We start from the raw sequence: 21,952 nt of genomic DNA on the forward strand, positions 1-21,952 counted from the left end.
ATAGAATATATAAATTGATAAGACGTCTATTGTCAGATAAGTCTAATTAAAAGGATTTAAAATGGCATCTTAGTTTAAAGAATGACTAAAGTGAAAAGCGTTCATGTGTGAGGTAATGCAAAACAGAGGAGGTACTTCTATGGCGAACACTGCAACTGCAGGAAAGAAAAAACGATCCAACATCCTTTATTCTAAAAAACTAGCACCGTATATTTTCGTCTCACCATTTATCATTTCGTTTTTACTTTTATCGCTTTATCCGTTTTTAAGCGCAATTAACATGAGTTTTCAGCGCGTGCTACCAGGACAAACATCGTACGTTGGGTTTTCTAACTTTGAGAGGGTGTTTAATCCGGTCTTTTACACAGCCGTTCAAAATACGACGATTTACGTGGTGTGGACGGTCGTCATTCTAACGATCATTCCAATGATCTTTGCCATCTTTTTAAATCATCGTCTTATGATGTTTACAAACTTCTTTCGGGCATCGATTTTCATTCCTGCTTTAACATCCGTAATTGTTGCGGGTACTATTTTCCGAATGATCTTTGGGGAATCAGACGCAGCGTTTGCGAACCAAGTGATTGGGCTATTTGGTTTTGAACCAGTGGAGTGGCGCTACAGTGCTGGAACGGCAATGTTTTTAATGGTTGCTCTTGCCTGCTGGCGCTGGATGGGTGTTAACGTTCTTTACTATCTAGCAGCTTTACAAAATGTAAGTAAGGACCTTTATGAAGCGGCTGATATTGATGGGGCTAATGCTTGGCAAAAGTTTCGTCACGTCACATTCCCGGCCATTAAGCCGATTTTTATCTTTTTATCCACGATCACGACGATCAACGGCTTCCGTATGTTTGAGGAAAGCTTCGTGTTCTTTGAGACAACATCTCCAGGTAATATCGGACTAACGATCGTTGGTTACATTTACTCAGAAGGTATTCAGCGAAACGATATGGGCTTTGGAGCCGCAATCGGAATTGTTCTTCTAGGAATTATTTTTGTCGTAAGTTTAGTCCAGTTATATCTCACCGGAGCATTTAAGAAGGAGGATGCATAATGAAAGAATTATCTCGATCTACAAAAGAAAATGGCATTCGCGTCTTACTCATTCTTCTGTTTGCTTTTATTGCACTTGTCGCTCTGTTCCCGATCATCTCGCTTATCGTCGCATCCTTTAGCCCTTCCACGGATTTAATGCGATTTGGTTTGACACCGGAGCTATTCTTTAGTGGCTTTACAGTAGAGAACTTCCAATCGTTGTTTGGTGGAGAGGCTGGAGCTTACTGGCGTTGGTATGGAAATAGCTTATTGATCTCTGCGATCTTAATTGTTCTCTCTCTTATCTTTTCGTCTATGGTAGGCTATGCGCTGGCTGTTTACGAATTTAAAGGGAAGCGTTTTATCTTTATCCTGGTACTACTTATTCTCATGATTCCGTTTGAAATTTTAATGCTACCGCTTTACACCATGATGGTGAACTTGCGTTTAGTAGATTCCTATTTTGGCGTGATGCTACCGCTAATTGTAGCGCCAATCGCTGTTTTCTTCTTTAGACAATATTGTCTTGGACTTCCAAAGGAGCTCATGGAGTCTGGGCGCGTTGATGGTTGTACAGAGTTTGGGATTTTTGCTCGTATCATGGCACCACTTATGCTGCCATCCTTTGCGGCAATGGCGATTTTACAAGGACTATCTAGTTGGAACAACTTCTTATGGCCACTTATCGTGCTTCGCTCGAACGACATGTTTACGTTGCCTGTCGGACTTGCGACACTATTAACGCCATACGGTAATAACTACGAAGTACTATTCTCTGGATCGGTGATGGCGATCATCCCGATTATCGTGCTCTTCCTCTTTTTCCAGCGCTTCTTCATTGCTGGTCTAACGTCAGGTGGAGTAAAAGGATAATTCATTTTTAGAAAGGAGTGAGGGGTCATGACAGCGAAGGTAGAAGAGATGCTCCGTGTCATTACTCGCTTTGCGGGGCTAAATCTCATATGGATTTTAGCGACACTGATGGGACTTGTTGTACTAGGGCTATTTCCAGCCACCTACGTATTGTTTGCAACCGTGCAAAAGTGGCTGAATGATGGGGGCGAAACGCCAGTTGTGAAATCGTTTTTAGCCTCTTATAAGCAAGGTTTTTGGCGAGCGAACGTAGCTGGGTGGTTACTTGCAGCAGTTGGAGCTGTTTTATATACCAACTATCAGCTCCTTGCCACGTTAGGTGGAGAGATGCCTCTACTTGTTGTGATCGCCTTTCTCCTTATCGTTACTCTATACGTTCTTACGGTAGTGACGATCTTTCCAATCTGGAGCTACTACGAGGGAGACCTTAAAAGTACGTTTCGTGTCACCATGCAATTTATTTTAGGAAAACTCCATGTAGCAGTTGGTCTGGCGGCCGTGCTTTGGGGAGGCGTTTATCTATCTCTGGCCTTTCCGGCGCTTATCCTCTTTTTCTCAGGGAGTGTGCTTGCATACCTACTCGCATGGTTCATCACACGTTCGATTGATCGACTCTACGATAAACAACAATTGAAGCAAACAGGGAGGCAATTAACATGACGAAACAAGCAAATGTAATGCTAGATAAACGCGCAGTGATCGGGGAAATTGATGAGCGGATTTACGGCTCCTTTATCGAGCATATGGGGCGCGCGGTCTACGGCGGTATTTTTGAGCCGGATCACCCTGAAGCCGATGAGCAAGGATTTCGTCGGGACGTGATCTCGCTGATTTCGGATCTTCAGGTGCCGATCATTCGCTATCCTGGTGGTAATATGGTGTCCGCCTACAACTGGGAGGATGGCGTAGGTCCAAAATCGGAGCGTCCTAGAAGACTCGAGCTTGCATGGCAAGTGATCGAGACGAATCAATTCGGTACAAACGAATTCGTCGACTTTGCTAATAAGGTAGGCTCTGAGGTCATGATGGCGATTAACTTAGGGACTCGTGGTATTGACGCGGCGAGAAACCTCGTTGAGTACTGTAACCATCCAGCGGGATCGTACTGGAGCGACAAACGTCGTGAGCACGGTTACGAGGCGGCGCACAATATTAAAACGTGGTGTCTAGGGAATGAAATGGACGGAGACTGGCAAATTGGACAAAAAACGGCGGTGGAATACGGTCGCTTAGCAGCAGAGAGTGGAAAAGCAATGAAACAGGTGGATCCATCTATTGAGCTCGTTACATGTGGGAGCTCCGGATCCGGTATGGCGACATTCCCAGAATGGGAGGCAGTCACGCTTGAGCACACGTATGAAATTGCCGACTATATTTCCTTGCACCAATACTTTGGCAACCGTGATAACGATTCACAAAATTACTTAGCAAGCACAATGGAGCTTGAGCACTTTATTAACACAGTTACCTCTGTATGTGATTATTTGAAGGCAAAGAAGCGCAGTAAAAAAACGATGATGCTAAGCTTTGATGAGTGGAACGTCTGGTACCACTCTAACGAAGACGACAAAAAGCTAGAGAGATGGCAAACAGCGCCACCTCAGCTAGAGGATCGTTACAATATGGAGGACGCGCTCTTAGTCGGCGGAATTCTGATTACGTTTTTAAAGCATGCGGACCGTATTAAGATGGCCTGTCTTGCGCAGCTCGTGAACGTTATTGCTCCAATCGTGACCGAAAACGGTGGTGGCTCGTGGAAGCAAACGATTTACTATCCATATATGCACGCGTCCGTTTATGGACGAGGAACGTCCCTTCATACAGTAGCGACGTCACCTAAATTTGATACGAAGGACTTTACAGATGTCCCTTACACGGACTCTGCTGTCGTATACAATGAAGAGCAGGAAGAGCTAACGATTTTTGCCCTTAACCGTCACTTAGAGGAGGATGTTTTAACGCATTATTCTCTGCAGGACTTTGAGGGGTATGAGGTACATGAGCACCTTGTTATGTCGAACCCTGACCTAAAAGCAGCTAATTCTATAAATGGTGAAAAAGTGAAGCCAGTAAAGGCTTCTGATTATACATTTGAAGGCACAACGCTTCAAGTGAAGCTTGCGAAAGCATCATGGAACGTGGTGCGTCTGCGTCGCGTCGAGAAGTAGAGAAATGAAACAGACAGTAGGGAGAAGTGTGCCTACTGTCTGTTTTTCTTGTTTTGATGTGGTGCCAACGGGTGTGATGGCTTGGTGCGAAAATGAGGAGGCTTTGTATGAAAATTAAGGTAGGGTGTACCAAATTGACGGCGCTTTGTGCGAAATTTAGAGTAAGTTGTGCAAAATAGGGAATAAAATGGATGAGGTAGTGCTACTTCTTTACACAGAAGAAGAGGATTTTACCGTGTAGATAGGTCTATCACATGCAAGTAAATAAAAAATAGAAGTACCTGAGCAAATGAAATAAAACTTGTACGGTTTTCTATCAAAAGAATCAACGTAAATTATCAAAAAACGTTTTAGGACGTGTATTTAATCCCAATACCTGCTAAACTATAGTTGTACGCATAAGTGACATTAAGTTCGTGTGTCTGACACATGACATGTATAGAAGCTATGACTGAAGGAAGGGATCCGGCGATGAAAACCAAATACAGCTATGTAAAATCGGAAATTAAATCTAAAATCATGCAAGGCTATTTTCAGCCACACGAAAAGGTAGGCTCGGAGAATGAGTTACTCCAAGAATACGGAGTGAGTCGACACACGATTCGCAAGGCCGTAGATGAGCTAGTAAACGAAGGATGGATCTATAAAAAACAGGGTGCCGGGACGTTTTGTGCGGATCGAACCGCAGAAGAGCCAGTGCGTTCTAATCGCAAAAATATTGCGGTGATCACAACGTATTTCTCCGACTACATCTTCCCATCTATTATTCGCGGTGCGGAGAAGGTGTTTCGAGACAACGGCTATCAGGTCACCGTATTTAGCACAAATAATGATCATGAAGAAGAGAAGAAGTGTCTGGAGGCGGTACTGTCCCAGCAATTTGACGGTCTCATGATTGAGCCAACGAAGAGCGCGTTGCCGAATCCAAATATCAACTACTACTTAAATATAGAGCGGATGGGAATCCCATATGTGATGATTAATGCTTATTACGAGGAGCTCGAACCGGTTCACTTTGTTATGGATGATGTGGAGGGCGGAAGGCTCCAAACAAAGCATTTACTTGAGCTTGGGCACGAAAAAATCATCGGTCTTTTCAAAAATGATGATATTCAAGGCACGAAGCGCATGCAAGGCTTTATCAAGGCGCATCGGGAGCATGGGACGGCAATGAGTCCGCAAAATATTGTCACGTATACGACAGAGACGCGAGACACGGTGCCGGTTGAGGAGCTGAGGCGCAAGCTGAAGGATGCGAGCAACCGCCCAACGGCGCTTGTGTGCTACAACGATCAGCTCGCTCTTAGACTCATGGACGTTGTGCGCGAGATGAAGCTCTCTGTGCCGCGCGATATCTCGATCGTTGGCTTTGATAATTCCTACCTATCGACTGCATCGGAGATCAAGCTGACAACCGTCGCACACCCGCAGGAGAAGCTAGGTGCCGATGCAGCCCAAACCGTACTTGATATGGTCGAAAATACAGGGACAGTCGACAAAAAGAAACAGGTCGAGTCCGTCGTATTCGAATCTGCGTTAGTAAAACGTCACTCCGCGAGCGAGAGACGTGCGGCGGAAGTGAAGAGGTAACTGGATAAGAAAGTGCTTGTGGAAGGGGATCAGCTCGTGGGCTGATTCCTTTTTTTGGTTTTGGATGGGGGGAGGAGGGCGCAAGGTTCATTAATTTGGAAGCAAGATGAAGGGGTTTGACTGAAGAGAGGGGGGAGTGAAGCAAACTTACTGCGATTAGAAGCATGAAAATTGGCTTGACGCATACGGAGGTCCAAGTGACGCAACAGACACGTCGTTTGATGCAAACCTATTTGAACGGACGCATACGAAGCCCTAACTGACGCACCTTTCACTGTGTTTGGTGCATACCATTATTTCGATGAAGCAAACGAGTTCTCAACTGACGCAAAGCAAAATGACTTGATGCAAACAAAAGGCGATATGATGCATGCGATCAACTCATTGAAGCAAACGCACCCTTTTTTGACGCAAAGCATCCTGTTATCTCTTGTATCTCACAATTATACTCATCCAAAAAAACTGCTCACTAAATCGTGAGCAGCCGTTTTTGAAAGAGGCTAGTTAGCAAACATGTTCCGACGAAAAGTGGAACAAAAACTCGCAGGCTATAATCAAGAAGGGTGCTACTATCACCGTGCATGATGGTTACAGCTAAAAGGGTCACAGCGGCTGCAAAGACACCAATTAGGGAAATGTGCTTTGTTGGAGTTGCGAAAACGTGCTTGATAAAAAGACCAAACGCAATTGTAAAAAAGAGAAGCATCCCTACTATACTAGCTGGCCAGATAATAGTTGGGAGGATTGTTCCTACATCGATTGCGTTTAGCATCAATGCCCATGTTATTAAAAATATAACTACAACTACTGCATTGATCGTTGCAAACTGCTTAAGCTTTAAATAGTAAAACAACACTGGACTGGCAAGTAACAAACCAACCACGATCATCATGATAAAGTCCATATTCCTAGCCTCCTAAAGGATATTTAGTTGTCTCCCTCAAACCTCACCCCAGCGCTTGCTCGCGCTTTTTCTAGTGTTTGCATCACATGTAGACTGTGGTCTAGCAGCTTATAGCAAGCATCGAAATCATTGTTTGCCATTAATTTTTGCCATGCGGCTATTTCGTAGTAAAGGACGTTGTCCTCTGTCTGTGCGTTTAAGCGTGATTCGCTATTGCCGACTTTGATAACAACCTCTCGGCATCCGTTGGCACCTTGTACAACGTGGATAAATCCTTTTTCCCCTTGCATATAAACGAAGCCATCGCTTGCTGTGTCCTTTGCTCCAGCGCAGCTAGCTACATATCCATCGTATGTAAGTAGAGCGATTCCGGAGGTGTCGATGTCCCTTTGTACATTTGCGGCGTAAGTAACACTCTCCGGCTTTCCAAATAGTCCAATGACAAAGTGGAGATTGTAGACATTGATGTCTTGCAGTGCTCCGCCGGAATAATGTGGGCTGAAGACGTTCGGTGTTTCCCCCGCCAAAAACTTGTCATAGCGGCTTGAATACTGGCTGTAGTTAGCCTGCACAAGGCGGATCGGTCCGAGCGACGCGATATGCTCCCGAATGAGCGCGTAGTTGGGCAGGTGAATGGTGGTGATGGCCTCAAACAAGAAGAGATTGCGCTCCTTAGCGAGCTCAATGACGTGCTGCGCCTCACGCGAGTTTGAGGTAAAAGGCTTCTCGCAAAACACGTGCTTGCCGTGCTCGAGCGCCTGGACCGTATATGTATAGTGGAGGCTATTTGGCGACGCGACGTAGATCGCATCAATCGACGTATCGCCAAGGAGCGCCTCGATGTCGGTGTAGTAGCTGGCGATATTATGTTTATGTGTAAAGCTTTTTGCGGTCTCTTCTTGGCGAGAAAAGCTGGCAGTGACGTTCATATGAGGGACGTTGTGAGATGCTTCAATGAAGCGATCGACGATGAATCCGGTCCCGATTGTTCCGATGTTCATGTTGGGGTGCCTCCTTTTAGGTGGTTAATTTAGGTAATTATATCATAAGCTCTGCGAGCTTTATTAATGATGGAAAAAATAAATAGGTTAATTAAGTGCCAACTATTTTCAAGAGCAGCCCTTCGGGCTAGATTGATTAAGTGCTAACTTGTTTAAATCTGCACTCCGAGCTGTCAGCCCTCCGGACACTCTCCGACATCCATAGACCGTGTCGTTTTCACGGTCCAAAAGCATCACAAAAAGATTGCGTTCTTTGCGAGCTTTTTGAGTTAGCCTTGCAGTTAGAAAACAGTGGGTGATTTTCCCACTGATTTCAGGCTAACGGTTGATGCTTCACGTTAAAGGAAAATGATTCACTCCGAGCTGTCAGCCCTCCAGACACTCTACGACATCCATAGGGCCGGTCTTTGAGCTTCCTCGTCGGCATGGTGCGGCTGTCGCCTTACCATAAACGCCTCCTGTGGGATCTCAAAGACCTCTTTCACCTATGGATTGTCTCCGAATGTCCTACGGGTCTGCCACCTCTGCGTTTGATTTAAAAAAGACATAGATAAAGAGCCTTTCTCTTTGTGAAGGAAAGCTTTTTTGTTTGAAAGATGGTTTTAGATAAGTGGCTTTTTGGCAATAAAGATTTTTATGTACCGTACTCAAGATTTATGTACCGTGTAAAAAATAAATGCACCGTACTCGGAATGAATGTACGTTGGGACTTACTTTGTTTAAGAAATGTACGCTGTGTGAGATTTATGTACCGTATAAAAAAATTATGTACCATATATAAGAGAAATGTACCGTGAGCAGGGTTTGCTACTATGAAACTGTAAGTGTTCTTAGAGCTAGGCCTAGTAACCTCCTTAAAATAGTGCAAACAACAAAAGTTCGCCTTACTCTATAGAGAAGTAGGCGAACTTTTGTTGTTCAGGGACTTAGGACCTTACCTAGCCTTTACTTTTGACCTCCTATAAAACAACTTAAGAGGAGGAGGCAGACTCGGAGAATGCCCGGAGACAATTAGCAGGATAAGGCTGCAGCTGAGACCACGCAGGAAGCGTTTTGAAGGAGACGTCAGTCGACTTCAGCTGACGAGTAGGCTCAGATTCAGACCCTGCTAATGTCGTAGGGTGTTCATAGAGCTGACTCCTCCTCCGCAAGGAGCGAAGGAGAACCAAAGGTTCTATCAACCTAGCTAGGCAACGCGCTTCCGCCTAGTGATCTTCTATAAAAAAGAGGAACGATGTTGTAAAAACACCGTTCCCCTTCGGTTATCCGGAGCGAAGGGTGGCGTCTCCTAGAGGAGCCCTTCCGCGCAGTGAAAATCCTTTCGAGAGGCCATTCGTTTGGCCGCTCGAAATAGTTGAACAAGCCCCTCAGGAAAGCGCCAGCCGAGAGCGAAGGAGAACCTAAGGTTCTGATAACCGTTACTCCCCAACCAATACATCCTTCAAGAAGAACAAACTACTAGGATGGATCGCCACATTATCCACATTTTCTAAAGCACCAGCTAAATGGATCGAATGATATAGTGGCACAATCGGCGCATCATCGACGATAAGCTGTTGCGCATCGTGGTAAAGCGCTAGACGAGTCTCCTCGTCCGACTCGCTACGAGCATCTTCAAGCAATTGGTCTACCTCTTCGTTTGTGTAGAACGTGCGGTTACCTGTGCTACCGTGGTTAGACGAGTGGAACATCGGATATAAGCCGTAGTCCGCGTCTGCCGTTACCGTGCCCCATGATCCGAGCATCAGCTCGTGACTGCCTTCTGCGACAACCTCTAAGTAAGTACCGACTTCCATCGCTTCGATCGAGATATCGACACCGATTTCAGCAAGCTGAGCTTGAATGATCTCTGCGGCATCAAGACGTACGCGAGAATCATCCGTCCATAGACCAGCTTCAATTCCGTCGCCATAGCCTGCTTCCTCTAACAGCTCACGCGCCGCGTCTGGGTCGTATGGGATTGCCTCAATATCATCGCTACTGCCGAATACTGGTGGTGCAAGTGGCCCAACCGCAGGCAACGCCGCGCCGTTCATCGTACCTTCGACGATAACGTCCTTATCGATCGCCATCGCAATCGCACGACGCACGTCTGGATCGTTAAAAGGCTCTACTTCAGCGTTGAATCCGAAGTAAGCTAAACTCGCGCTAGGTTGCTCAATAACCTTTGCATTGTCTAAAGCTTCTACGCGATCAACATCGTTCGGGTTTAAATGCGAAATGATGTGAGCACTTCCTGCCTCTAGTTCGCTCACACGAGTTAGATCCTCTGGCACAACGCGGAATGTGATTCCGCTTAGCTCAGATGGCGTGTTCCAATAGCTATCGTTTCTCGAGACAACAATGTTGTCGCCTGGATTCCAGGATTCGAAGACAAAAGGTCCCGTTCCTACTGGGTTTGTTGCAATAACAGAACCGTAGACTTCGCCTTCTTCAACAGCTGCATAGTCTGCTTCAATGGCATCTGGACTGATCATATTCCCAGCAGGGTGAGCGAAGTGGGACGGAAGTGGTGCAAATGGATAGGCTGTGTGTAGATGTACCGTATACTCATCGATCACTTCTACTTCTTCAATCATGTCGAACATGAATGCAACAGGGGAACCAATTTCTGGATCAAGCATGCGCTCGATATTTAGTTTGACGGTCTCTGCATTAAATGCTGCGCCGTCATGGAATTCAACGCCTTCGCGAAGCTGTACTTCCCAAAGTGTATCCTCTACCATTTCAAAGGATTCCGCTAAACTCATCTGCATGTTTAACTCCGAGTCTGTGAAAACGAGCGTATCGTAAATCGTACGACCGACGTTTAGCGTTGCGTGGTCGTTGCCTAAGTGTGGATCAAGCGTTTGAGCGTCGGGGCTTGCGTGGAAAAGGAGCTCGGTATCTCCGCTTGCTTCACCGTCGTTCGTGTTTGTTGTGTCGTTTGTATTTGTTTCATTCACCTCTGTAGCAGGTGCTTCATTGCCTTCATTTGGCTCTGATGCACAAGCTGCCAGTAAAAGTGGTGCGAGTAGTAATGGCCATTTTTTCATGTGTATTTCCCCCTTGTAACAATATGTATTTGTTTATCATAGCTCAATTCCCGATAAAGTCAAGTTGTTTTGTCGGGATTGTATGGACAGAAAATCTTGGAGGAATCAAAATAGAAGAAATGTGACGGGATGTTAGCGAAATATTCACGATTTTCTGTCCGGTAAGGGTGTGAAATCGTGTATAATAGAAGCAGTATACAATTTGTGAAGTTGGAGGTTGAACATGGGAAAGAGAATATTTTTATTTATTTTAACGAACATTCTTGTGCTGACGACGATCATGGTCGTGTGGACGTTGCTGACGACATATACAGGTCTAAGCAGTAACTTTAACACGGGTGGTCCAGGACTTGGAATTGACCTCGTGTCGCTCGGGGTATTTAGTTTAATTGTAGGTTTTGCTGGTTCCTTCTTCTCGCTTGCGATTTCACGTTTTGTCGCAAAGAAAATGATGAAGGTCAAGGTACTTAATCCGGAGGACAATTTATCTCCTTATGAGCAAAGCATTGTAGATAAAGTACACCGTCTCTCGCGTGCAGCTGGTCTTATGCATATGCCAGAGGTAGGTATTTATAACTCTCCTGAAGTAAACGCATTTGCAACTGGTCCTTCTAAAAAGCGTTCACTTGTTGCAGTTTCATCTGGTTTACTTAACAGCATGGATGATGACGCGGTTGAAGGCGTTATTGCACACGAAGTAGCGCACGTTGCAAATGGTGATATGGTAACGATGACGTTACTACAAGGTGTTGTGAACACATTCGTTGTATTCTTATCACGAATTGCAGCGATTATTGTGTCACGTTTTGTACGTGAAGAGCTTCAGTTTGTTGTTCAGTTTATCGCGATCCTAGTTTTCCAAATTCTATTCTCGATTCTTGGAAGTATCGTCGTGATGGCGTTCTCTCGTTACCGTGAGTATCACGCGGACCGAGGCGGAGCGGACCTTGCTGGGCGCGACAAAATGGCGCATGCGCTACGCTCCTTGCAACAGCACGTGGAGCGCGCTAACATGAAGAATCCTCATACGGATGATTCCGCTATTCAAACGATGAAAATTAATGGGAACAGCGGTATTGCCAAGCTATTCTCTTCTCACCCAGACTTAAACGATCGCATTAAGCGACTTGAGCAAATGTAATGTCAACACCCTGCGCACAGCGCAGGGTGTTTTGCTTTGTTTGAAGAGAAGTAACGCGGACATGTTGAGAAACGGTACACAAAGTGGAGGAAGTAACGCAGAAGTCAGGAGAAGTAAGCCGAAAACGAAGCGACCATAATCTTCACTATTAGCCGAGGTCTATGAAACTTTTCCCAAATATGTAGGTAACCTCACTATGAGGTGATAGGACATGAACGTGACAGAGCACTATTATAAGACAGTGCACTACGATTATTCGTTTAAGAATCGACAAAAGGAGACCGTCCACTATTGGCTGGCGGATCCCCCTGAAACGACAACGCAACGAAATATTCGCTGTACGGACGGGAACGATATTGGTCAACTATCCACCTTACACGGGCAAACGATCCGTTACGTCGAGCTTGCTCCAGGTGAAAAGATTGAGCTGTCATTCAGCATCGATTTATATAAATGTACGCACAATCACGAGGGGAACCCTATGGAAAGACCACCTACTCTATCAGATGAGGAGCGTGCCTTCTATTTGCGCTCGTCGGCGATGCAGCCGGTTAACGAGGAGTTTAAAGAGGAAGCGCTCGGCATTATCGGTGAGGCACAGAGTGATTACGATCAGGCGAAAGCCTTGTTTGACCACTTTGTGCGCAGGTTTCGCTACCATTTTCCTCCCGAAAAAAGAGGGGCTAGGTACATGGCGAAGCGTAAGTCCGGTGACTGCGGGGAGTTCTCGTTTTTATATGCCTCCTACTGTCGCGCGCTCGGAATTCCTTGTCGGACGGTAGTCGGCGCCTGGGCGCGAAAAATGCAGCCACACGTGTGGAACGAGGTATTTATTGAGGGAGTGGGGTGGATGCCGGTCGATACGAGCGTGCCGGCGATGTATCGCAATCCTTATCGCAGATTAACATCTCCAATGGCTTGGGGCGTGCCGTCAAAGGTCGACGGATTTTTTGGGAGCTCGGAGGGGAATCGGGTCGCGTTTAGCTTAGACGCAAACTGGCCGCTGACGCCAGAATACGTCGATCAAATGTCTCCGTGCGGCTACGAGCGTATGGACTTTGGTATAGAAAAATTTGCGTACGGATTTGAGGCCCATGATAGCACGGCTCCTTATTTACAGCCTGGCTATGTACAGTTTCAAGAGATGCCGAAGAAGCAAGCGTTGCCGGATCTTTTAGGTAATTGGCGAGTACGCGACGAAGGACAGCGAAGGGTCACGCAGCTTTCTTTAGATGTTTTTGCGATGTTACTCGTATTAACGCTGCTTGTTAGTGGTGCAACGGCACTGTTTTTAGACACTAGCTTTCCACCGGAGCCTTGGTATCAGCTAACTCTATCATTTGCGGGAGCAATGCTTATTTTAGCGAAGCTACTAAGGCAGGAAGGGCATCCAGCGGTGCTGGTGCCATTCTTCCTCTTTTCTGGCTTTGTGTTTTACCAGAGTGTGAGTGTATTAATGAGTTAAGTAGAGTAGAAAAAAGCGAACAGGCTCATCAGCCTGTTCGCTTTTAGTCGTATTAATAATACTCTTTTTCAATCGTTTTCGTACTTCTAACCGTATCGATCTCGCGCACGTACTGCTCGATTTGCTCACGCTGTGGCTCAAGCTTTGGCGGAAGCGCCAGCTTTTCGCCGAGCGTTTCGTATGGCTCGTCGTCCATAAATCCAGGACCATCTGTTGCGAGTTCAAAGAGCACCTGTGGCGCCACATTTACGTACATGGATTCAAAGTAGAAGCGGTTTACGTAGCCTGACGTTTGGAAGCCAAACTTACCGAAGCGAGAAATCCACTCTTCAAGTACTTCTTTATTCTCCACGCGGAATGCCACGTGGTGAACCGTACCAAAGCCTTGACGTGCCTGAGGTAAGACCACATTTTTCTCCAATAAAATTTGCGCGCCATTACCACCTTCACCAACCTCAAATAGGTGGATCGAGCCTTCCGTGCCGATTTCCTTAAACTCCATTACCTTCTCCAACACCTCTTGGAAAAAGTCAAAGTGCGCCGTGCGAATGTGGATGGGACCAAGCCCTGTGATCGCAAACTCCAACGGTACAGGTCCATCCTGCCATGGCTTTCCTGCAGGTACTCCTTCATTCTTTTCGTCTGAAACAAGCTGATACTGTTGCTCATCAAAGTCTACGAACGACAACGTCTGCTTACCAAAACGCTCCTTGATGCCAGTATGCTTCACCTCATAGTGGTCAAAACGCTTCACCCAATACTCAAGCGCCGCATCAGATGGCACGCGGAAGCCTGTCTTAAAAATCTCATCCGTCCCGTGAGAACCTTTTGGAATACCTGGGAAATCGAAGAACGTCATATCTGTCCCTGCGCTTCCTTCATCATCCGCAAAAAACAGGTGGTACGTTTGAATATCATCCTGGTTAACCGTCTTTTTGACTAAACGCATGCCTAGCACATACGTGAAAAATTCGTAGTTCTTTTCCGCGCTACTCGTAATTGCCGTAACGTGGTGAATACCTTTTAATCCATTCATAAACAAATAGCCTCCTCGTAAGAAATAACATCATTCCTATCCGTATTGTAGCCCTTTTCCTAAAAAGGTACAAAGAACTAGCTCACTATGGTAGGATAAGGAAAACATACAAGGAGGAACACCGATGATTACGTACCCAATTCTACATAAACAGGACCAAATCTCCGTAACAGCAGTCTCGTCCGGTGTCCCACCCGAGCTACATTTTCTTCTCAAAGAGGCAAAGGAAAAGCTCGAACGTGATGGATATCAAGTCGACATTGATGACACCGCCTGGACGCACAAAGAGCTCCAAGCAGCACCCGCGTCGGAGCGAGCCAAGGCCCTGCACGTCCACCTAGACAAACAGCCGGGAGTCGTCATACCGCCGTGGGGAGGCCACCGACTCATCAGCATGCTCGAGCACATCGACTTCGCGCGCATCCCACACACATGGCTACTCGGGTACTCCGACACAAGCGTCCTCCTGCTCGCCGTCACCCTGCGCACAGGAATCGCCACCGCCCATGGCACCAACTTCGTCGACCTTCGCGGGTCAACCACGGATAGCACGACAGCCATGTGGGAACGAGTACTCATGACGCCCAATGGTAAAACAGTCAGCCAACGTTCATCGGAGCATTTCCAGCCAGAGTGGCAGTTCGACAATCCAACGCCTCATATTTTTCATTTAACCGAGCCAACCGAGTGGAAGTCGATCGGTGGAAGCTCGGTTCAAGGAAGACTACTCGGAGGCTGCATCGACGTCATCCACCATTTAGTCGGCACTCCTTATGGAGACGTTGCGGCGTTCCAGCGAGATAAGCTAGGTGGGAAATCGATCCTTTGGTACTTTGAAAATTGTGATATGAATACCTCTGATGTGTGGAGAAGTCTCCAGCAAATGAAGCTTGCAGGCTGGTTTGATCACATTTCAGGGATCATGTTTGGCCGCAGCTCGGCGAATCAAGCAGTAGAAGATTTAACCATTGAGCTCGTCTATGAAGAACTGGCTAGTGAATTGCAGGTACCAGTTTTGTACGACATCGACTGTGGGCACATGCCACCGCAAGTAACGCTAATAAACGGCGCATTCGCTGATGTAACTGTAGAAAACGGAAAAGGCATCATCGTACAGGAATTTAGAGAATAAAAGCTGTATTGTAGAGGACGCACAACTTGTGTAGTCCTCTTTTTTTGGTTGGACGCTGAGCACAACGTCCATAACTTGAGAATATGGAACATAACTTGGGAATGCGGAACATAAAAGCAGGATGAGGCGCATAACTTTAAATTAAGGCACATAAACCTAAATGAAAGCTCATTACACTTAAAACCCAATCATCTATTTGCCCAAGAGCCACTTATAAAGGGCAATCTGGCACTTGGTTCACATGTATGTAAACGAAATAGTAAAAAAACGAGGTCCCCTTCTGCGGAAGAAGGGACCTCGTTTCTGTTAACAAAAGGTATCTTTAGGTTTGGGGACGGAGAGTCCGAATAGGGGCCGCAAGTAGAGAGCGACGAAGGTGCCGGCGAGTGCCAGAATCCCCCACACATAGCCGTGCACACTAAAGGACGCGATACCGCCGAAGTAGGCGCCGATGTTACAACCGAACGCAAGACGAGCACCGTAGCCCATCATGAGTCCACCAATGACCGAAGCGGACACGTTGCCCTTTGTCATTTTAGTGAAGCGGAATAATCCGCCGGCTGCAGATGCAAGGAAGGCCCCGATGATTACGCCGAAGTTTAAAATCGTCGTTGTGTCGGAGAAAATCGATGCCTGCAATACTTGCTGCTGGTCGGCCCAATAGCCCCAGCTCGCAGGATCGAAGCCGATCATGTCTGCGCCTTTAGAGCCCCAGAGAGCGAACGCCGATGTGATTCCCCAAGGCGTGCCGCGTGTCATGAGTGTTAATGCATTTAATACCGCAAGCACGATAGCTGCAGTAAAAAGTGGCCATGAGCCACGGAAAATTCGTTTCCACCCAGAGTCAGTTGGGAGTGGCGCCATTTTTGGTGCATTCTTGCGACGTTCTACAACGAGCGTAATCCATGCGATGAGTCCGAATAGTGCAATGGAGACAGCCCACGCGCCGCCGTAGCCCCAGCCAGTCGATGTTGCAAGCGAGATTGGCTCAAACGCCGGCATTTCTTCTGTCCAGAATGGTAAATGGTAAGCACCGACTGTCGAGCCGATGATGAAGAATAGTAGCACGATAAAGGCTACCGTGCGACCGCTACCTGTGGCATATAATGTACCCGACGCACAGCCCCCGCCGAGTTGCATGCCGATTCCAAAGATAAATGCCCCAACTAATAAGCTCACTCCTACTGGAGAAACAAAGCCAGCGGTGCCTGTATCAAAAAAGGAGATGCCAAATGCTAAGATTGGTGCGAACAATGTTACTGCGATCGCAAGCATGAGCATATGCGAACGGACCGCTTGCCCGTTACCAACCGACATAATGCGTCTGAACGCTGATGTAAATCCAAAGCGTGCATGGAATAATGTATATCCTAGTAAAATACCAATGACAAGTAATAACGGATGCATAGCAGCCTGTGTTGCCATTAGATAAATAAGTAAAAGTGCAGCTACAACTAATCCACCAACAACAAGCTTCATTTGTGGCTTCTTTAGAGGTGGAGCAGATGATTCAATCGTCGTTGCCATTCTAATTCCCTCCAATTCATATCTAACTTATCGGAATAACACGCTTAATAGTACTACCACTATGTACTATCTGTCAAAAAAATGCCCCATTTTAGGAGTCTGTAAACACGATTTTCTCCCCGAATCATGGTAGGATAATAGGAAGGAGGCGATAGCTTTGGGCATCATGTTTATGTTGTTTGGAGTCGTGTTTCTCGTCATTCTATTTGGGATGACGCTGTTTGTAGCTAGTAGGACGTCAGGTGGGCAACAGGACAAGCTGATTAGAAAGCGCGGAATCAAAGGGAAGTTAGGGCGATACAATGCAGATCTCTACTCACACAAACGAGGGATTCGCGTTGAATTATTCGCTCATTCCGGGCAGTTCACGTATTTATCTGAAGCAGAAGACTACAAGGAAGCGGTGCGAGCCGCCGTCATCGCATACGAAGCAGAAATGATTGCCGCAAAAGAACGAGCCGAAGCAGAGAGCAAACGTCAATTTGACGTTGAAGCCTGGGACGGCGACGTTTACGAAGAAGAAGTAACTGAGGTGCCGAAGAAGAAGGCAGATGCAACGGATGTGTCGGATTCGAGAGAAAACAAGGCAGCCGGAGTGGCTGATACTGAAACGAGTAATGACAAGGATACGGATACCGACCAAAAAGCAGCGCAAGGGTAGAACGACTACCCGTGCGCTGCTTTTTTTGTATGGTGTGACGGTGGGAGCAGGGGGGAGGTCAGTTATCACAGGATTTGGTTCAGTTATGACAAAATGCCGTTCAGTTATCACAAAATCAGAAGTATTTATGACAAAACGCAACTCAATTATGACATTCTTCAAACGGGTTTACATAATGACAACAAATCACCAGAAATTAACCAACAGCTGAACTAGCGCGAAGCGTGCAATGACAGCATGGCTCTTGATTAACCTCTCGCGTACACGAGATAAAATTAGTTCATGCATCTAAGACTTCGGAAAGCCAATTATGATATAATTAAGAAAAATTTTCTGAAAAAGGAGTCGGTATGAATAAAAAAGTCAAACTGATTCTTGCTATATTCATTACGTTAATTGTAACGGCGATTCCCTCTATTGGCGTTTATGCTGTGCCCGAAGGAGAAGGGTACATGGTTAATCGAGGTTTTCCGGCAGCGTGGATTGACTACCATACATCCTTTAATAATTACTCATTCAACGCTATAGGTTTGCTAATAAACATCGCCTTATTTTATTTTTTACTCACTACTATAGAAAGAACATATTTACTACTAAAACAAAAGCAAGTGTTTCCAACAAGTCAGTCGAAATAACGATGTGGTTTCTTAAGAGAGGAGAGATGATGATGAAAAAGTGGTTGGGGAGTTTGGGACTATGCGCGTTAGTCGTTTTATCTGCGTGCGGCAGTGAGAATAGTGCGATGGAAGTCGCGGGAGCGGAGGAGTCTGATGCTGTCGATATGTTTGAAAAGATTACGGGTGGCGAGCTATTCTACACAGCTTTTGACATTACAGACGCTACCACTCGCTCTTTACGGGTGAATATCGAGCAATACAAAGACGGGGAGCTTATTGAGGACCACGGAGGCTTAGAATTATCGGGCTTTTTGGAGGACTCTACTGAGGGCAACCTAGCAGTATCATTTACAGAAAAAACAGCAGAAGATAATCGCACAATGGTCATTGATGTCATGGTTGAAACGATATCTGATCAGAATACAAGTCAGTCAAGAACTTCTGTAGAAATGGATGTTGAAGACAATGGCTATGGATTTGATGTATTAACGGAGTCAGCTTCCTTTGAGGTAGGGGACGAAAAAATTGTAGCCTTATATCAAGGAACTGGTGATACAGATGAATTACGACCAATAACTACTGAAGCGTCAGAAGAAGACTTGGCTGAACAACCGCATGTCATAGTAGTGAAGCTGAGAATAGACGGTGAAACAGATAATTAGTAGAGGCTTTTTAGCAAAATAGATGGTAAATAGGTAAAAGAAAGCGGAGGCTGGTAGAGTGAAGCTATTAGTAGCAGGATTAGGCATCTTGATGCTTTTGACGAGCTGCGGCGGAGAAACGGATAGATTCGTAACACTAGAGCCAGGCGTAGATTCGGACTATCCAGACATGTTTGAAAAGGTAACAGGCGAAGAGCTTGTATACATACCATTTGAATTAACTCGCGGAGAAACGACATCGCTTGAATTTATTATTGAGCGGTATGAACAAGGTGAGCTAGTCGAAGATTTAAGCGGATTTGGAAATAGTCGCTTTTTAGAAGACGTGATTAATGGCACGATCGGATTAACGATTCAGAGTTTTGGGCAAGACGATGAGGCGCACCTTGGAATGTTTTTTGAAACACCTCGAAACATAGGAAGAGGTGCTGTCATTACAGAGATGCCTGGCGGAGCTTGGATTAATTCACGAATGGAGGAAAGCGTAGAGCTTGATCCTGGCGATGAACAAATTATATGGATGTACGTAGCGTCTGATAGACCAGATGGAGGTATTTCTATGTATGATATAGATCGAGCTGAGGAAGCCATATCTGAGATGGAGCATGTCTTAATCATATCAATTAAAGCAGACGAAATTGACCCAGAAGAATAGAAAAAACAGGCGTTTTGCAGCTCGCATTACGCCTGTTCTTTGCGTTCTTCTTCATATTCAAGATATTGCTGGTAGCGTGTAGCAGCCTCGAGCTTTGTTTTTTCTACTTCTAACCTTAATTGTTCATTGTGAAGCTCTTGCTCTTTTAGAGACAGCTCTCTTTCCTTAATGATTCGCTTATTGCGATCACGAAGTACATCATGTCCGATACCCATTCCAACAATTAAAATGACGGCAATCCAAAACATAGTGCATACCTCCTTTGTCCAAATTTTAACATAAAACGGATAATTTTAGTCTTACTATTTAAGAAAACAGGGAAAGCATCATAAAAAGGGAGGGATAACAATGAAAGTACTCATTATGGATGTCTTTGGTACACTTTTCGATGTGACACAAGTAGCAGAAACGCTAGAACGACATTTCCCGGGAAATGGAGAAGAAATCAGCCAGCTTTGGCGTCAAAAACAGATAGATTACGCGTTTAGACGACAAATTACTGGAGATTATAAATCGTTTGAGCATGTAACAAGAGAGGCGTTACAGCATTCACTTCTTTCGTATGATTTACATGTAAAAGAAGATACATTGGATGAGCTGGCTTCCGCGTATAATACGCTACCACTATTCCCTGAAGTAAAAGAGGTGCTCACTAAACTCTCGTCTAAACCAAAAGCTTTACTGTCTAATGGAACTCCTAGCATGCTCGAATCCTTACTTTATCAGGAAAAAATACAGGATGAATTCTCCCATGTACTCTCAGTCGATCGAATTAAACAGTATAAACCTGCTCCTTCTACTTACTTATACGCCCTTCAAGAATTAAAGGTTTCAAGGGAGGACGTTCTATTTGTATCCACAAATCCTTGGGATATTATTGGGGCAAAAACGTTTGGATTTCAAACACTTTGGATTAATCGATCAGAAGCAACTTTCGACGTAGCGGACTATAAACCAGACTTCGAAAGCGAGGACCTGACTATCCTGTTAAAGGAATTCTAGGAAAAAGTTCATAATAAGCAAAAATATTAGCTAAATATGTCGGAAATAAGGTATACTTATGATCGAAAAGTCTCGATACTTTATACCTTAAAAATCAGGGAGGGCTTTAGCTATGCTAAAAGCACTATTATTACGTGAAAAACCAAGTAAAGAACAATCATCAAGTGATATGTACACAGAGAAGGTTATTGATAAGCTTGCTGACGTCGTTATTGAAGCGAACCAGTCGTCGCATAATGTGAAAAACATTATGACAGAACAGACAAAAGTAACGGAAGAACAAGCTATTTCGATTACTGAGCTTGCAAAAAGTACGCGAATCTTCTCGCAGGATGCAGAACAAATTGCTACAAACATCTCTAGTTTGTCAGATGTTGTTACAAATGTTTCTGCGAAGAGTGAAAAAGTCAATGAACAGACAGAGCATATGGTCGCAATCTCTGAAAAAGGTAAAGGGTCGATGCAGGACACGTCGGAGAAAATGAATCTTGTGATGAATTCAGTTGAGAAGCTATCGGAGACGGTGCAGGAAGCGGGTAGTTCAACAGCTGAAATCAAAAGTATTATTAAAGTGATTGATGACATTGCGGCTCAAACGAATTTACTAGCGCTAAACGCGTCGATTGAAGCAGCACGTGCAGGAGAATATGGTAAAGGGTTTGCTGTAGTAGCGGACGAAATTCGCAAGCTCTCAGAAAATGTGACTGGCGCAACGAAAAACATCGCTAGTCTATTAAGTGGTGTCGAGAATGTCGTGCAACAGGCAGTGAATCAAACGAAAGAAAATAAAGAGCATATTCAGCATGTACAAACGTCAGTACAAGATACGGATGACGTATTTGCATCTATGCTTGATGTCATTGATGACGTGCAGTCTGGTGTGAAAGAAATGGTGGAGGATAATGTGTCAGCAAGTGCCTTTGCACAAGAAATTACGGCGCTCACACAGGATCAGCTAGCGCAAGCAGAGCAAATCGTAGCTACAGCTGATAGCGTGACAATGATGACAGATCGACAAGTCGCAATCAACAAAGATGCTCTATCGACAATAGATACGATGTTTACGCGAGTAAATCAAGTTGGAAGAGACGTCATACTAGATACTGGGAAAAACACCACAATTGACAATTACTTCTCCTACCGACATAATCCAGAGGGGGTATTTGATTATGTAACCCCGTCTATCCAGCAAGTCTTAGGATACACGGAAGCAGAATTCATGCAGAGCTATGAAGTTTTCTTAACCGATCACCCTGGAAATCCTCAAGCGGAGCACCATACCTTTGAGTCGTTAAAAGGGAATCAACAACCTAAATATACAGTCGAATTTTTAGCGAAAGATAAATCGAAAGTCATGATTGAGGTAACGGAACTTCCTGTTTACGACAATCAAGGGAACGTGATCGCCGTTGAGGGACTGATGAAGAAATTCTAACTTACGAAAG

At 45.3% G+C, this 21,952-nt stretch carries 20 protein-coding genes; 14 read left to right on the forward strand and 6 right to left on the reverse strand.

Annotation, left to right across the window (positions count from 1 at the left end; all coding sequences use genetic code 11):
- Positions 1–139 precede the first annotated feature (139 nt).
- From FLK61_RS03070 to FLK61_RS03090, 5 genes are all read left to right on the forward strand, one after another.
- A complete protein-coding gene (locus FLK61_RS03070; protein ID WP_176008066.1) occupies positions 140–1,057 on the forward strand; it encodes a carbohydrate ABC transporter permease in 918 nt (305 codons plus the stop codon).
- The gene (locus FLK61_RS03075) at positions 1,057–1,911 is read left to right on the forward strand and encodes a carbohydrate ABC transporter permease (protein WP_176008067.1); all 855 of its coding nucleotides are present in this window, start codon (positions 1,057–1,059) and stop codon (positions 1,909–1,911) included. The genes FLK61_RS03070 and FLK61_RS03075 overlap by 1 nt, the downstream gene beginning before the upstream one ends.
- A 27-nt stretch (positions 1,912–1,938) precedes the next feature.
- Positions 1,939–2,571: a YesL family protein gene (locus tag FLK61_RS03080; RefSeq protein WP_176008068.1), complete on the forward strand. Its 633-nt coding sequence runs from the start codon at positions 1,939–1,941 to the stop codon at positions 2,569–2,571.
- The gene (gene arfA, locus FLK61_RS03085) at positions 2,568–4,079 is read left to right on the forward strand and encodes an arabinosylfuranosidase ArfA (RefSeq protein WP_176008069.1); all 1,512 of its coding nucleotides are present in this window, start codon (positions 2,568–2,570) and stop codon (positions 4,077–4,079) included. Before FLK61_RS03080 ends, arfA begins: the two co-directional genes overlap by 4 nt.
- 471 nt (positions 4,080–4,550) lie before the next feature.
- Positions 4,551–5,669 (forward strand): GntR family transcriptional regulator, encoded by a 1,119-nt coding sequence (locus FLK61_RS03090; protein ID WP_176008070.1) that lies wholly within the window; start codon positions 4,551–4,553, stop codon positions 5,667–5,669.
- A gap of 469 nt (positions 5,670–6,138) precedes the next feature.
- Here the strand turns inward: FLK61_RS03090 and FLK61_RS03095 are convergent, their stop codons facing one another.
- From FLK61_RS03095 to FLK61_RS03105, 3 genes are all read right to left on the reverse strand, one after another.
- Positions 6,139–6,573, reverse strand: a complete 435-nt coding sequence (locus tag FLK61_RS03095; protein WP_176008071.1) for a hypothetical protein — start codon at positions 6,571–6,573, stop codon at positions 6,139–6,141.
- 23 nt (positions 6,574–6,596) lie between these two features.
- The gene (locus FLK61_RS03100; RefSeq protein ID WP_176008072.1) at positions 6,597–7,574 is read right to left on the reverse strand and encodes a Gfo/Idh/MocA family protein; all 978 of its coding nucleotides are present in this window, start codon (positions 7,572–7,574) and stop codon (positions 6,597–6,599) included.
- Between the two features lie 1,418 nt (positions 7,575–8,992).
- The gene (locus FLK61_RS03105; protein WP_176008073.1) at positions 8,993–10,609 is read right to left on the reverse strand and encodes a glutathione ABC transporter substrate-binding protein; all 1,617 of its coding nucleotides are present in this window, start codon (positions 10,607–10,609) and stop codon (positions 8,993–8,995) included.
- Between the two features lie 223 nt (positions 10,610–10,832).
- Between FLK61_RS03105 and htpX the strand changes: the two genes are divergently transcribed.
- Both htpX and FLK61_RS03115 read left to right on the forward strand, forming a co-directional pair.
- On the forward strand, positions 10,833–11,750 hold the full coding sequence (gene htpX / locus FLK61_RS03110) for a protease HtpX (protein ID WP_176008074.1): 918 nt from the start codon (positions 10,833–10,835) through the stop codon (positions 11,748–11,750).
- A gap of 211 nt (positions 11,751–11,961) precedes the next feature.
- Positions 11,962–13,215, forward strand: a complete 1,254-nt coding sequence (locus FLK61_RS03115) for a transglutaminase-like domain-containing protein (RefSeq protein ID WP_176008075.1) — start codon at positions 11,962–11,964, stop codon at positions 13,213–13,215.
- A 52-nt stretch (positions 13,216–13,267) separates the two neighbouring features.
- Here the strand turns inward: FLK61_RS03115 and FLK61_RS03120 are convergent, their stop codons facing one another.
- Positions 13,268–14,251, reverse strand: a complete 984-nt coding sequence (locus FLK61_RS03120; protein ID WP_176008076.1) for a ring-cleaving dioxygenase — start codon at positions 14,249–14,251, stop codon at positions 13,268–13,270.
- 124 nt (positions 14,252–14,375) lie between these two features.
- Between FLK61_RS03120 and FLK61_RS03125 the strand changes: the two genes are divergently transcribed.
- Positions 14,376–15,383: a S66 family peptidase gene (locus FLK61_RS03125; protein ID WP_176008077.1), complete on the forward strand. Its 1,008-nt coding sequence runs from the start codon at positions 14,376–14,378 to the stop codon at positions 15,381–15,383.
- A gap of 306 nt (positions 15,384–15,689) precedes the next feature.
- Here FLK61_RS03125 and FLK61_RS03130 read toward each other — a convergent pair whose 3' ends face one another.
- Positions 15,690–16,910 (reverse strand): YeeE/YedE family protein, encoded by a 1,221-nt coding sequence (locus FLK61_RS03130; RefSeq protein WP_176008078.1) that lies wholly within the window; start codon positions 16,908–16,910, stop codon positions 15,690–15,692.
- Between the two features lie 157 nt (positions 16,911–17,067).
- On the opposite strand from FLK61_RS03130, the gene FLK61_RS03135 reads away from it, so the two are divergent.
- The 4 genes from FLK61_RS03135 to FLK61_RS03150 all read left to right on the forward strand — a co-directional run bounded on the left by FLK61_RS03135 (position 17,068) and on the right by FLK61_RS03150 (position 19,505).
- Positions 17,068–17,571: a prolipoprotein diacylglyceryl transferase gene (locus FLK61_RS03135; protein WP_176008079.1), complete on the forward strand. Its 504-nt coding sequence runs from the start codon at positions 17,068–17,070 to the stop codon at positions 17,569–17,571.
- 350 nt (positions 17,572–17,921) lie between these two features.
- The gene (locus FLK61_RS03140; RefSeq protein ID WP_176008080.1) at positions 17,922–18,206 is read left to right on the forward strand and encodes a hypothetical protein; all 285 of its coding nucleotides are present in this window, start codon (positions 17,922–17,924) and stop codon (positions 18,204–18,206) included.
- A gap of 26 nt (positions 18,207–18,232) precedes the next feature.
- Positions 18,233–18,850, forward strand: coding sequence for a hypothetical protein (locus FLK61_RS03145; RefSeq protein ID WP_176008081.1), 618 nt, complete (start codon positions 18,233–18,235; stop codon positions 18,848–18,850).
- 58 nt (positions 18,851–18,908) lie between these two features.
- A complete protein-coding gene (locus FLK61_RS03150) occupies positions 18,909–19,505 on the forward strand; it encodes a hypothetical protein (RefSeq protein WP_176008082.1) in 597 nt (198 codons plus the stop codon).
- 26 nt (positions 19,506–19,531) lie between these two features.
- Here the strand turns inward: FLK61_RS03150 and FLK61_RS03155 are convergent, their stop codons facing one another.
- Positions 19,532–19,753 carry a hypothetical protein gene (locus FLK61_RS03155; RefSeq protein WP_176008083.1) on the reverse strand — a complete coding sequence of 74 codons (222 nt, stop codon included), beginning with the start codon at positions 19,751–19,753 and terminating at the stop codon, positions 19,532–19,534.
- Positions 19,754–19,853: 100 nt separating this feature from the next.
- On the opposite strand from FLK61_RS03155, the gene FLK61_RS03160 reads away from it, so the two are divergent.
- Together FLK61_RS03160 and FLK61_RS03165 are read left to right on the forward strand one after the other, a co-directional pair.
- Positions 19,854–20,507, forward strand: a complete 654-nt coding sequence (locus FLK61_RS03160; protein WP_176008084.1) for a haloacid dehalogenase type II — start codon at positions 19,854–19,856, stop codon at positions 20,505–20,507.
- A 112-nt stretch (positions 20,508–20,619) separates the two neighbouring features.
- Positions 20,620–21,942, forward strand: a complete 1,323-nt coding sequence (locus tag FLK61_RS03165) for a methyl-accepting chemotaxis protein (RefSeq protein ID WP_176008085.1) — start codon at positions 20,620–20,622, stop codon at positions 21,940–21,942.
- Positions 21,943–21,952: the final 10 nt, after the last annotated feature.

Source organism: Paenalkalicoccus suaedae (assembly GCF_006965545.2).
Taxonomy (GTDB): Bacteria; Bacillota; Bacilli; order Bacillales; family Salisediminibacteriaceae; genus Paenalkalicoccus; species Paenalkalicoccus suaedae.

Coding starts and splice junctions, on each gene's coding strand:
- FLK61_RS03165 (WP_176008085.1), top strand. CDS start 20,620: ATGCTAAAAGCACTATTATTACGTGAAAAACCAAGTAAAGAACAATCA.
- FLK61_RS03130 (WP_176008078.1), bottom strand. CDS start 16,910: ATGGCAACGACGATTGAATCATCTGCTCCACCTCTAAAGAAGCCACAA.
- FLK61_RS03155 (WP_176008083.1), bottom strand. CDS start 19,753: ATGTTTTGGATTGCCGTCATTTTAATTGTTGGAATGGGTATCGGACAT.
- FLK61_RS03095 (WP_176008071.1), bottom strand. CDS start 6,573: ATGGACTTTATCATGATGATCGTGGTTGGTTTGTTACTTGCCAGTCCA.
- FLK61_RS03140 (WP_176008080.1), top strand. CDS start 17,922: ATGAATAAAAAAGTCAAACTGATTCTTGCTATATTCATTACGTTAATT.
- htpX (WP_176008074.1), top strand. CDS start 10,833: ATGGGAAAGAGAATATTTTTATTTATTTTAACGAACATTCTTGTGCTG.
- FLK61_RS03145 (WP_176008081.1), top strand. CDS start 18,233: ATGATGATGAAAAAGTGGTTGGGGAGTTTGGGACTATGCGCGTTAGTC.
- FLK61_RS03080 (WP_176008068.1), top strand. CDS start 1,939: ATGACAGCGAAGGTAGAAGAGATGCTCCGTGTCATTACTCGCTTTGCG.
- FLK61_RS03125 (WP_176008077.1), top strand. CDS start 14,376: ATGATTACGTACCCAATTCTACATAAACAGGACCAAATCTCCGTAACA.
- FLK61_RS03075 (WP_176008067.1), top strand. CDS start 1,057: ATGAAAGAATTATCTCGATCTACAAAAGAAAATGGCATTCGCGTCTTA.
- FLK61_RS03120 (WP_176008076.1), bottom strand. CDS start 14,251: ATGAATGGATTAAAAGGTATTCACCACGTTACGGCAATTACGAGTAGC.
- FLK61_RS03115 (WP_176008075.1), top strand. CDS start 11,962: ATGAACGTGACAGAGCACTATTATAAGACAGTGCACTACGATTATTCG.
- FLK61_RS03090 (WP_176008070.1), top strand. CDS start 4,551: ATGAAAACCAAATACAGCTATGTAAAATCGGAAATTAAATCTAAAATC.
- arfA (WP_176008069.1), top strand. CDS start 2,568: ATGACGAAACAAGCAAATGTAATGCTAGATAAACGCGCAGTGATCGGG.
- FLK61_RS03160 (WP_176008084.1), top strand. CDS start 19,854: ATGAAAGTACTCATTATGGATGTCTTTGGTACACTTTTCGATGTGACA.
- FLK61_RS03100 (WP_176008072.1), bottom strand. CDS start 7,574: ATGAACATCGGAACAATCGGGACCGGATTCATCGTCGATCGCTTCATT.
- FLK61_RS03105 (WP_176008073.1), bottom strand. CDS start 10,609: ATGAAAAAATGGCCATTACTACTCGCACCACTTTTACTGGCAGCTTGT.
- FLK61_RS03070 (WP_176008066.1), top strand. CDS start 140: ATGGCGAACACTGCAACTGCAGGAAAGAAAAAACGATCCAACATCCTT.